Origin of the sequence: Amycolatopsis sp. lyj-84, from assembly GCF_046549075.1 — a bacterium.
In the GTDB taxonomy this organism is placed as follows: domain Bacteria; phylum Actinomycetota; class Actinomycetes; order Mycobacteriales; family Pseudonocardiaceae; genus Amycolatopsis.
The window spans coordinates 805,024-815,342 of sequence record NZ_JAJPWO010000003.1; the positions used below are offsets into that span (position 1 = coordinate 805,024).

Annotated in this window: 8 protein-coding genes and 1 pseudogene; 5 read left to right on the forward strand and 4 right to left on the reverse strand. The window is 68.8% G+C overall.

Annotation, left to right across the window (positions count from 1 at the left end; translation table 11 throughout):
* Positions 1-74: 74 nt before the first annotated feature.
* Both ACLJRM_RS14095 and gabT read right to left on the reverse strand, forming a co-directional pair.
* Entirely contained in the window at positions 75-1,505 is a 1,431-nt protein-coding gene (locus ACLJRM_RS14095) for an aldehyde dehydrogenase family protein (protein WP_410663167.1), read from the reverse strand.
* Entirely contained in the window at positions 1,502-2,833 is a 1,332-nt protein-coding gene (gene gabT, locus ACLJRM_RS14100; RefSeq protein WP_410663168.1) for a 4-aminobutyrate--2-oxoglutarate transaminase, read from the reverse strand. Before gabT ends, ACLJRM_RS14095 begins: the two co-directional genes overlap by 4 nt.
* Before the next feature lie 109 nt (positions 2,834-2,942).
* On the opposite strand from gabT, the gene ACLJRM_RS14105 reads away from it, so the two are divergent.
* Positions 2,943-4,430 (forward strand): PucR family transcriptional regulator, encoded by a 1,488-nt coding sequence (locus ACLJRM_RS14105; RefSeq protein WP_410663169.1) that lies wholly within the window; start codon positions 2,943-2,945, stop codon positions 4,428-4,430.
* Here ACLJRM_RS14105 and ACLJRM_RS14110 read toward each other — a convergent pair.
* Together ACLJRM_RS14110 and ACLJRM_RS14115 are read right to left on the reverse strand one after the other, a co-directional pair.
* Positions 4,414-5,148, reverse strand: a complete 735-nt coding sequence (locus ACLJRM_RS14110) for a cache domain-containing protein (protein ID WP_410663170.1) — start codon at positions 5,146-5,148, stop codon at positions 4,414-4,416. The genes ACLJRM_RS14105 and ACLJRM_RS14110 overlap by 17 nt on opposite strands.
* A gap of 32 nt (positions 5,149-5,180) precedes the next feature.
* Complete coding sequence (locus ACLJRM_RS14115) at positions 5,181-5,924, reverse strand: FadR/GntR family transcriptional regulator (RefSeq protein ID WP_101612597.1); 744 nt, start codon at positions 5,922-5,924, stop codon at positions 5,181-5,183.
* Positions 5,925-6,088: 164 nt separating this feature from the next.
* Between ACLJRM_RS14115 and ACLJRM_RS14120 the strand changes: the two genes are divergently transcribed.
* The 4 genes and pseudogenes from ACLJRM_RS14120 to ACLJRM_RS14135 form a co-directional block, all read left to right on the forward strand.
* Positions 6,089-7,510 carry a gamma-aminobutyraldehyde dehydrogenase gene (locus ACLJRM_RS14120; protein WP_410663171.1) on the forward strand — a complete coding sequence of 474 codons (1,422 nt, stop codon included), beginning with the start codon at positions 6,089-6,091 and terminating at the stop codon, positions 7,508-7,510.
* Positions 7,507-8,625 (forward strand): ABC transporter ATP-binding protein, encoded by a 1,119-nt coding sequence (locus ACLJRM_RS14125; protein WP_410663172.1) that lies wholly within the window; start codon positions 7,507-7,509, stop codon positions 8,623-8,625. Before ACLJRM_RS14120 ends, ACLJRM_RS14125 begins: the two co-directional genes overlap by 4 nt.
* A 27-nt stretch (positions 8,626-8,652) precedes the next feature.
* On the forward strand, positions 8,653-9,858 hold the full coding sequence (locus ACLJRM_RS14130) for an ABC transporter substrate-binding protein (RefSeq protein WP_410663173.1): 1,206 nt from the start codon (positions 8,653-8,655) through the stop codon (positions 9,856-9,858).
* A 263-nt stretch (positions 9,859-10,121) separates the two neighbouring features.
* Positions 10,122-10,319, forward strand: a pseudogene (locus ACLJRM_RS14135) (IS110 family transposase); the annotation flags it as partial.

A 10,319-nucleotide genomic window follows, 5' to 3' on the forward strand; every position in this document is an offset into this window, starting at 1 on the left:
TGCGCTCGCTTCTCTCAATGTCGAGACAAGCGAGAGCAAAGGTCCCTTGCTCCCCTGGAGGGGATTTCAGCTGGTCAGAGGGTCAGGCCGGTGAGGACGGTGACGCGTTCCTCGGTGAAGTCGGCCATCGCGGAAGCCGGGCCTTCGCGGCCGACGCCGGAGTCCTTCACGCCGCCGTAAGGCATCTGGTCGGCGCGGAAGCTCGGCACGTCGCCGACGAGCACGCCGCCGACGCGCAGCTTCGCGGACACGTCGAACGCCGTCGGCAGGTCGCGGGTGAACACGCCCGCCTGGAGCCCGAAGCGCGAGTCGTTGATCCGGCGCACGCCGTCGTCCACCGATTCCACGCGCGTGATCGACACGACCGGCCCGAAGACCTCGTCTGCCATCACCGACGCGTCCTCCGGCACGTTCGCGAGGACGGTCGGCTCGACGGTCGCACCGTCACGCTTGCCACCGGTCAGCAGCTCGCCACCGGCGTCGACGGCCGCGGCGACCCACGACTCGACCCGCTCGGCGGCGGCAGTGTTGATCAGCGGCCCGACGTCCACGCCGTCCGTCCGCGGGTTGCCGGTCCCGAGCGCGCGCACCTGCTCCAGCACCTTCGCCCGGAGCTCGTCGTAGACATCGGCGTGTGCGTACACGCGCTGCACCGAGATGCACGACTGCCCGGCCTGATACATCGCGAAGGTCGCGATCCGCTGCGCCGCGAAGTCCAGATCCGTCCAATCAGGACAGACCAGTACCGCCGCGTTACCACCGAGTTCGAGCGCGACGTGCTTGCGCGGCACGCTGTCGCGGATGCCCCAGCCCACCGGCACGGAGCCGGTGAACGACACGACCGGCAACCGCGGATCCGAGACCAGCTTCGCCGATTCCTCGTTGCTCACCGGCAGGATCGACCAGCTTCCGGCGGGCAGATCGGTCTCGGCGAGGATCTCGCCGAGCAGCAGCGCGGTCAGCGGCGTCGCGGGCGCCGGCTTGAGCACGATCGGCGCGCCGACCGCGATCGCCGGGGCGACCTTGTGCGCCACCAGGTTCAGCGGGAAGTTGAACGGCGTGATGCCCAGCACCGGGCCCTTCGGCACGCGGCGCACCAGCGCGAGCCGCCCGGTGCCGCCCGGGTCGGTGTCGAGTCGCTGCAGGTCACCGGAGAACCGGCGGGCCTCCTCGGCGGCCCAGCGGAACGTCGACGCCGCGCGCCCGATCTCGCCGCGCGACCACTTCAGCGGCTTGCCCGACTCGGCCGTGATCAGCTGCGCGATCTCTTCGGACCGCTCACCCAGAACTCGGGACACGTGGTCCAACGCGCCTGCCCGCACGTGGGCGGGCAGCGTCGCGTACTCGTCCTGGACGTCGTGCGCGGCCTGGACCGCGGTCTCGATGTCCGAAGTGGACGGAACGTGGTGCGAGCCCGCCTCACTGCCGTCGAAGGAGTGGCGGACGACGACGGTCTCGTCGCTGGTGACCGGTTTTCCGGCCACCCAGTAAGGAAAGGTGGTCACAGCGAAGCCTCCGTACGGACAGCGTGCTCCAGGACCGACAGGCCCTCTTCGAGCAGTTCGGTGGACAGGGACAGCGGCGGCAGCAGCCGGACGACGTTGCCGTAGGTGCCGCAGGTGAGGACGACGACCCCGGCCTGGTGACAGGCCTGCGCGACCCGTTTGGTGAGGTCGGCGTCGGGTTCGGTGGTGCCCGGCTTGACGAACTCGGCGGCCAGCATCGCGCCGCGGCCGCGGACGTCGCCGATCACGCCGGTTTCCTCGGCCAGCGCCCGCAGACGCGGCAGCACCGTGTTCTCGATGCGCTTCGCAGACGCCGCGAGGTTCTCCTGCCGCATGACCTCGATCGAGCCGAGCGCCGCGGCACACGCGATCGGGTTACCGCCGTAGGTGCCGCCGAGCCCGCCCGGCGGGACGGCGTCGAGCAGTTCCGCGCGGCCGGTGACGGCGGCCAGGGGCAGTCCGCCCGCGATGCCCTTGGCGGTGGCGATCAGATCGGGCACGACCTCCTCGTGCGTGGACGCGAACCACTCGCCGGTGCGGCAGAACCCGGTCTGCACCTCGTCGGCGACGAAGACGACGCCGTTCTCGGTGCACCAGCGGGAAAGCGCGGGCAGGAAACCGGGAGCGGGTTCGATGAACCCGCCCTCACCCTGCACCGGTTCGAGGACGACGGCCGCGACCTGGTCGCCGCCGATCTGCTTCTCGATGCGGTCGATGGCGATGCGCGCCGCTTCGGGACCGGACAGGTCGTCGCGGTACGGGTACGACCCCGGCACCCGGTAGACCTCGGGCGCGAACGGGCCGAAACCGTGCTTGTAGGGGATGGACTTCGCGGTCAGCGCCATCGTCAGATTGGTGCGGCCGTGGTAGGCGTGGTCGAAGACGACGACCGCCTGGCGGCCGGTCGCGGCGCGGGCGATCTTCACCGCGTTCTCGACGGCCTCGGCACCGGAGTTGAACAGCACCGAACGCTTCTCGTGGGTGCCCGGCGTCAGCTTGTCGAGTGCTTCGCAGACCTCGACGTACCCCTCGTACGGCGTGACCATGAAACAGGTGTGCGTGAACAGGCTCACCTGCTCGCGGACGCGGTCCACGACGGCGGGGGCGGCGTGGCCGACGTTGGTCACCGCGATGCCGGAACCGAAGTCGATCAGGACGTTGCCGTCGGCGTCGGTGAGCAGGCCGCCTTCGGCCGAGGTGATGTAGACGGGCAGCACCGAACTCACGCCCGCGGCGACGACGCCGGCGCGGCGTTCCTGCAGGGCGCGCGAGGCGGGGCCGGGGATCTCGGTGCGCAGCCTGCGCTGGGTTTCGGTGGTGGCGGTCACGGCCAAACTCCTGCGGGCGCGAGGGACGGGGTCGCCCTCCAGGATGAGAGCCGGAGCGGGCCACGTCAGCTCGACATCTTGTCCATATCGAGGCGTAGAATTGGACAACATGGCACTGACGCTCCGAGCCCTCGCGGCCGAACGACCGCTCGGCCTGCGCGTGCGTGCGGCCGAAAGCGGGCTCGACCGGCCGATCGGCTGGGTCCACCCCACCGAACTGACCGATCCGCAGGCCTTCCTCGAAGGCGGCGAGCTGCTCCTGACCACCGGCCTCTCGCTCGATGAGACCACGGCGCCGGAGTACATCCGGAGACTTGTCGACGCGGGCGTGGCGGGGCTCGGTTTCGGTGTCGGCCTCAGTCACGAGACCATCCCTCAGTCCCTTGTGGACACCGCCGAGGAGGTCGGGCTCCCGGTTCTCGAAGTGCCGAGGAAGACTCCGTTCATCGCGATCACGCGCGCGGTCTCCCGTGCGGTCGCCGCCGACGAGTACGCCTCGCTCGTCCGCACCGGCAAGGGACAGCAGGAACTGACTAGGACCGCCGTCGGCAAGGGCGGTCCCGGCGGGGTCGTCCGCAAACTGGCGAAGCTGGTCGACGGCTGGGTGCTCCTGCTCGATTCGGCGGGCCGGGTCGCCGAAGCGGCACCTGCCTCCGCTCGCGACTCCGTCGACGACGTGCGAGAAGACCTCGCGCGCCTGCGTGCGGGCACGCTCGTGACGGCGGTGGGGGAGTATGAGGTCGTCCTGCAGACGCTCGACACCCGCGCGCGCGGCGTGCTCGTCGTCGGGACCCGCGGGCCGCTCGACGCCGCGGGGCAGCACATCGTTAACACCGCTGTTTCCCTACTTTCCCTTGCGCTGGAACAGAATCGTGAACACGTGGCCGCTTTGCGGTACTTGCGCACCGGGTTGTTCGACCTCCTGGTGAGCGGGCAGGACGAGATCGTGACGAGTGCCCTTTCCACGGTTTGGGGAGATGCTCCGGACGCGCCCTGGCGGGTTCACGCCTTCGTGGGGCCGCCGGGGGCGAGGCAGGCGTTGCACGCTCTGCTCGAAGCGGAAACCGAGGCGCACGAGGTGTTCTTCGCGCACTCGGGCACCGCGGTGATCGCCGCGACGGTCGCGGATCCTCGCGTCTCGGAGCGGGTGGTGCGGCTCGCGGCCCGCGCCAGCGGTCTGCACGGTGGCTCCTCCGAAATCATCGGCATCGCGGAATTCGCGTTCGGGGTCCGCCAAGCCGAGCAGGCGGCAGGGGTGGCGAAAGCCAGGGGAGTGGAGTTCGTCCCCTATGCCGACCATGCCGGGCGCGGCTTCCTGGAACTGGTCGATTCCCAAGCGGCACAAGCGTTTTCGGACAGCCTGCTGGCGCCGTTGCGGCAGCACGACGAAACCGGCCGGGGCGAACTGGTCGCCTCACTGACCTGCTGGCTCGAACACCACGGTCACTGGGATCTGGCGTCCGCGCGGCTCGGCGTGCACCGGCACACCCTGCGCAACCGCGTGCGCAAGGTCGCCGACCTGACCGGTCGTGACCTCGATTCCCCCGGTGTGCGCGCCGAATTCTGGCTCGCGCTGCAGGTCAGCGCTCGGACCTGACCAGCGCGATCGGGGATTCCCCGCACCGCCGCAGCGTCGCGCCGCTCTCGGTGGTGGCCGGTTCCGCGCCGGACGACCACCACGCCGGGACGTCGACATCGCGCACCAGCGAACCGGTGGCCTGGCGCGCGTTGTTCGACACGATCACCCGGCCTTGGGCGTTGACCAGCGCCGCGCGGCCGCCGAGCGCGCGCAGCTTCGGCTGCAGCAGGCGCTCGACCTCGCGTACGTGGATGTCCGCGCCGACGACGCCCGCGAACGAGCCGTTCCGCTGGACGGGGACGGTGAACGTCAGCGTGTACTCGTCGGTGCAGAGGTAGTCGACGTACGGGCCGTTGATGTGACGGCGGCCGGTGTCACGCGGGACGGTGAACCACGACTGCCGGGTGTAGTCGAGGAAGTTGTCGCTGGCCGGATCGAGGCTGATGACCAGCTGGGCGGGTTCGGCGTCCCCGGTCTCGGTCCACCAGTCGAAGCCGAACTCCTGATCGGCCAGCGCGTTCGGCGCGCTGATGAACCCCGCGCCGACGACCAGGCCGCCGAGAACGTCGAAGACCTGCGGCCGGAGCCGGGTCAGGTCGTCGGCGGTGGCATCGGCGGACGCGGCCAGCAGCCCCTCGGCACCGGACAAAACCGGCTTCAGTCTGCCGAAGACGTCCTCGACCAGGGCGGATACCTGCTCGACGACCTCGGAACCGGCGGACGGTGTGTCGTTCACGATGCTCACCTCGGATGCGCGGATGCCGCAGCTTAAGGGGCCAGAAGGTCTAAATGCACGTCCGCCAGCCGGTCTATCGCCTCGAGGATGTGCTCCTCGGTGAGTTTCCTGGCCAGCTCGCCGTCGCCCAGCGCGATGGCGGCGGTGATCGCGCGGTGTTCGGCGTAGGCGTTCTCCCGGGTGCCGTGCGGCTCGAGCGGCAGCCACAGCAGTCCGCCTCGCTCACTCTGCAACTGCACTTCCTCCCTGGTCAGTCGCGGCGACTGCGCGGCCGCGGCGACTTCGAGGTGGAACTGGCGTTCGGCGCGCGACGCTTCCGCACCGGTGGCGATGCGGATGTCCTCGGTCGCCAGCTCGAGCCGCTCGATGTCCTCGGGCGAACTCCGCTCGGCGGCGAGTTTGGCGGCGGCGCCGGCGATGGCGAGGTAGTGGTCGCCGACGTCACGAAGATCCGACAGCGAAACCGTGCGGAGGCGTTCTCTCCACGAAGCAGCCGAAGGGTCCACGGGCGTCTTCACGAAGCTTCCGCCACCTCGGCCACGTCGCGTCTCGACAAGGCCCTGCTGCCGCAAGGCCACGAGCGCCTCGCGAACGGTCACGGTGGATACGCCGAACTGGGCGGCCAGTTCGGCTTCGCTCGGCAGCTGTTCCGAGTCGGCCAGTAGTCCGAGCGTGATGGCGTCGACCAGCCGCGCGGTGACCGCTTCCGCCCGGCCGATCTGGTCGAGTGGCGCGAACATCGCTGACCGCGCGCTGTGCGACATCCCCTTACGCATGGTGGCCCTTCGCCCGTACCGCTACCCGATGGAACCAATCTTGCCCCATCGTCTTGTCATTTAACATCTGGACTTATATGTTTTAGCTCCCTCGCCGCCCCACAAGGGAGCAAGGGACCTTTGCTATCGCCTCACGCCCCCAGGCCCAGTAGCCAGGAGCTCTCGTGCAGCAGTTGAAGCACTTCATCGGCGGTGAGTACATCGGATCCGCGTCGGGCGAGGTCGCCGACATCATCGATCCCGTCACCGGCCGCCCGTATTGCACCGCCGCCGTCGCCGGCCCCGAGGACGTCGATCGCGCGCTGAAGGTCGCGGCCGCCGCTTTCGAACAGTGGCGTGAGACCACGCCCGCGCGGCGCCAGCTCGCGTTGCTGAAGATCGCCGACGCCGTCGAAGCGCGCGCGGACGGCCTCGTGCTCGTCGAATCGGCGAACACCGGCAAGCCGATCGCGCTCACCGCGGCGGAAGAACTGCCGATGATCGTCGACCAGTTGCGGTTCTTCGCGGGGGCCGCGCGTGTCCTGGAAGGACGGTCGGCGGGCGAATACATGGAAGGGCATACCTCTTTCGTCCGCCGAGAACCGATCGGCGTGTGCGCGCAGGTTACGCCGTGGAACTACCCGCTGCTCATGGCGGTCTGGAAGATCGCTCCCGCGCTCGCCGCGGGGAACACGGTGGTGCTCAAACCGGCCGACACGACCCCCGCGTCGACCCTGCTCTTCGCCGAGATCTGCGCCGAATTCCTGCCTCCCGGCGTGCTCAACGTGATCTGCGGCGACCGCGAAACCGGCCGCGCGCTCGTCGAGCACGAGATCCCCGCGATGGTGTCCATCACCGGCTCCGTGCGCGCCGGGATCGAAGTCGCCGCTTCGGCGGCGAAGGACGTGAAGCGCGTACATCTCGAGCTAGGCGGTAAGGCGCCCGTAGTGGTCTTCGCCGACGCTGACATCGAGGCGGCCGCGGAAGGCATCGCCGCCGCCGGGTACTTCAACGCAGGCCAGGACTGCACCGCGGCGACCCGGGTCCTGGTCGACGGCGAGGTCCACGACGCGTTCGTCGAGGCGCTCATCCGGCAGGCGCGGGCGACCACCACCGGGAAACCCGACGACACGTCGGTCGGTTACGGGCCGCTCAACAACGCCGCGCAACTCGAAAGGGTGGCCGGATTCGTCGATCGGCTTCCCTCTCACGCGACAGTCCACTGTGGAGGAAAACGGTATGGGGACGAGGGTTACTTCTACGCGCCGACGGTGATCTCCGGCGTCCGCCAGGACGACGAGATCAGCCAGACGGAGGTCTTCGGCCCGGTCATCACCGTCCAGCGGTTCGGCTCCGAAGCCGAAGCGCTCGCCGCGGCCAACGGCGTCGACTACGCGCTCGCGTCATCGGTGTGGACCGCCGACCACCAGCGGGCGATGCGGCTGGCCGGAAAGCTCGACTTCGGCTGCGTGTGGATCAACACGCACATCCCGCTGGTCGCCGAAATGCCGCACGGCGGCTTCAAGAAGTCCGGCTACGGCAAGGACCTCTCGCTCTACGGCCTCGAGGACTACACCCGCGTCAAGCACGTGATGAGCGCGCTGTGACGACCACCGAAAGGCACGCCATGCCTCAGCGAACGCACCCCGCCTCCGCGGCGGGGGAGCAGGGGACCTTTGCTATCGCCTCCGGCGCCGGTGGGGACCCGGCCATCCGGCTGCGCGGCCTGCGCAAGGAGTTCGGCCAGGTCCACGCGGTCGACGGCGTCGACCTCGACATCCCTCCCGGCGAGTTCTTCTCGATGCTGGGTCCGTCCGGTTCCGGCAAGACGACCGTGCTCCGCATGATCGCCGGTTTCGAACTGCCGACGGCGGGCACGATCGAACTCCACGGCCGCGACGTCAGCCGTCTCGCGCCCTTCGACCGCGACGTCAACACGGTCTTCCAGGACTACGCGCTCTTCCCGCACATGACCGTGCGCCAGAACGTCGAGTACGGCCTTCGGGTGAAACGCGTGCCCCGCGCGGAGCGGCGTCAGCGTGCGAAGGAAGCCCTCGACACGGTGAGACTCGGCGAGTTCGGCGAGCGCAAACCCGATCAGCTCTCCGGCGGTCAGCGGCAGCGCGTCGCCCTCGCCAGAGCCCTGGTCAACCGCCCGAAGGTGCTCCTGCTCGACGAACCGCTCGGCGCGCTCGACCTGAAACTGCGTCACACCATGCAGACCGAGCTCAAACAGATCCAGCGCGACGTCGGCATCACCTTCATCTTCGTCACCCACGACCAGGACGAGGCGCTGACGATGAGCGACCGCATCGCGGTGTTCAACGCCGGCCGCATCGAACAGGTCGGCTCACCGGTCGAGGTCTACGAACGGCCGGCGTCGGCGTTCGTCGCCGGGTTCGTCGGCACCTCGAACCTGCTCAGCGGCGGCGGTGCCGAAAACATCATCGGCAAACCCGGGGTCTTCAGCATCCGCCCCGAAAAGATCCGCATCGACGCGGATCTCTCGCAGGCGGCGGACGTCGGTGAAACCAGCGCCACCGGCACCGTCACGAACACCGTCTACGCCGGCGCCACCGTGCGCTACGAGGTCACGCTCGACGCCGGTGGCCAGCTCTCCGTGGTCCGGCAGAACACCGCCGAACCCGCGGACTTCGAGGGCGGCCGTGTCCGCCTGAGCTGGCGGCACGAGCACAGCTTCCGCGTCCCCGAAGCCGGTTAGTTCTCCCCAGCACCGAAAGGTTGTTCAATGAAGAACAGGAAACTCGCGCTCGCCGGGCTGCTCGGCGCCGGCCTGCTCGTGGCCGCCTGCGGAACCTCCGGATCCAATTCGACCGCCGCCGCGCCCGGCGGACAGGGCTTCACCCCGCCGAAACTCGACGCGCTCGCTCAGCTCGGTCAGCCCGAAGGCCAGGTCAACGTGCTGGCCTGGCCGGGTTATGCGGAGAACGGTTCCAACGACCCGGCCGTCGACTGGGTCACCGGCTTCGAGAAGGAGACCGGCTGCAAGGTCAACGTCAAGGCGTTCGGCACCTCCGACGAAGCCGTGAGCCTGATGAAGACCGGGCAGTACGACGTCATCTCCGCCTCCGGTGACGCTTCGCTGCGGCTCATCGCGTCCGGAGACGTCGAACCGGTGAACACCGCGCTCGTGCCGAACTACGCCGACGTCTTCGACTTCCTCAAGAACCGCCCGTGGAACAGCGTGAACAACGTGTCCTACGGCGTGCCGCACGGCTGGGGCGCGAACCTGCTCACCTGGCGGACCGACAAGGTGAGCCCGGCGCCGACGTCGTGGTCGGTGATGTTCGACGCGAACAGCCCGTACAAGGGCAAGATCTCCGCCTACGACTCGCCGATCTACATCGCCGACGCCGCGCTGTACCTGCAGACCCACAAACCCGAACTCGGCATCAAGAACCCGTACGCGCTGGACGACAAGCAGTTCCAGGCCGCCGTCGACCTGCTCAAGCAGCAGCGTCCGATGGTGGGGGAGTACTGGTCGGACTACCTGAAGGAGAGCCAGGCGCTCAAGAGCGGCGACGCCGTGGTCGGCACCGCCTGGCAGGTGACGGTGAACCTGACCAAGAGCGAGGGCGCGCCGGTCGAATCCGTGCTGCCGTCCGAAGGCGCGACGGGCTGGTCGGACACCTGGATGGTGTCGGCGAAGTCGCCGCACAAGACGTGCTCCTACAAGTGGCTGAACCACATCGTCAGCCCGAAGGCCAACGCCCAGGTCGCCGAATACTTCGGTGAATCGCCCTCGAACCCCAAGGCGTGCGCCGAAACCAAGAACAAGGCGCACTGCGACACCTACCACGCCGGTGACGCCGCGTACGCCGCGAAGATCCACTACTGGACGACGCCGATCACGCAGTGCCTCGACGGCCGCACCGACGTCAAGTGCAAGGACTACGGCGAGTGGACACGCGCCTGGACCGAGATCAAGGGCTGACCTCCCGAACTCCGGGAGCGGCTGGTGGTGCCCCCCGTTACCTTTTTCGTGGCTCCTGGTTGAGGGGCTCGTGGTCGCCAGGCCCGGCATGACTTAGTCCCCCAGTCGTACCCATGATCCGGGGGGTGGTGTCACCGGGTTTGGTGGCATCGAGGGACCGCTGATAGGGACACGGCCGCCTTCGGGTAGGTCTCGTCGTAACGTGGCTGCCGGCCTTTGGTGCTCGACTGGTGACCGTGCACGACGGACGGAAGATACCTTCGATGACCAGCGACTACGCGGTTTTCCTCGGCTTGGACGTCGGCAAGGGCGAGCATCACGCGGTCGGCCTGGACCGGCCGGGAAACGGCTGCACGACGCGCCGCTGCCCAACACCGAGCCCAAACTGCGGGCGATGTTCGACAAACTCGCCGTTCACGGGCAGATCTTGGTGGTCGTGGATCAGCCCGCGACCATCGGGG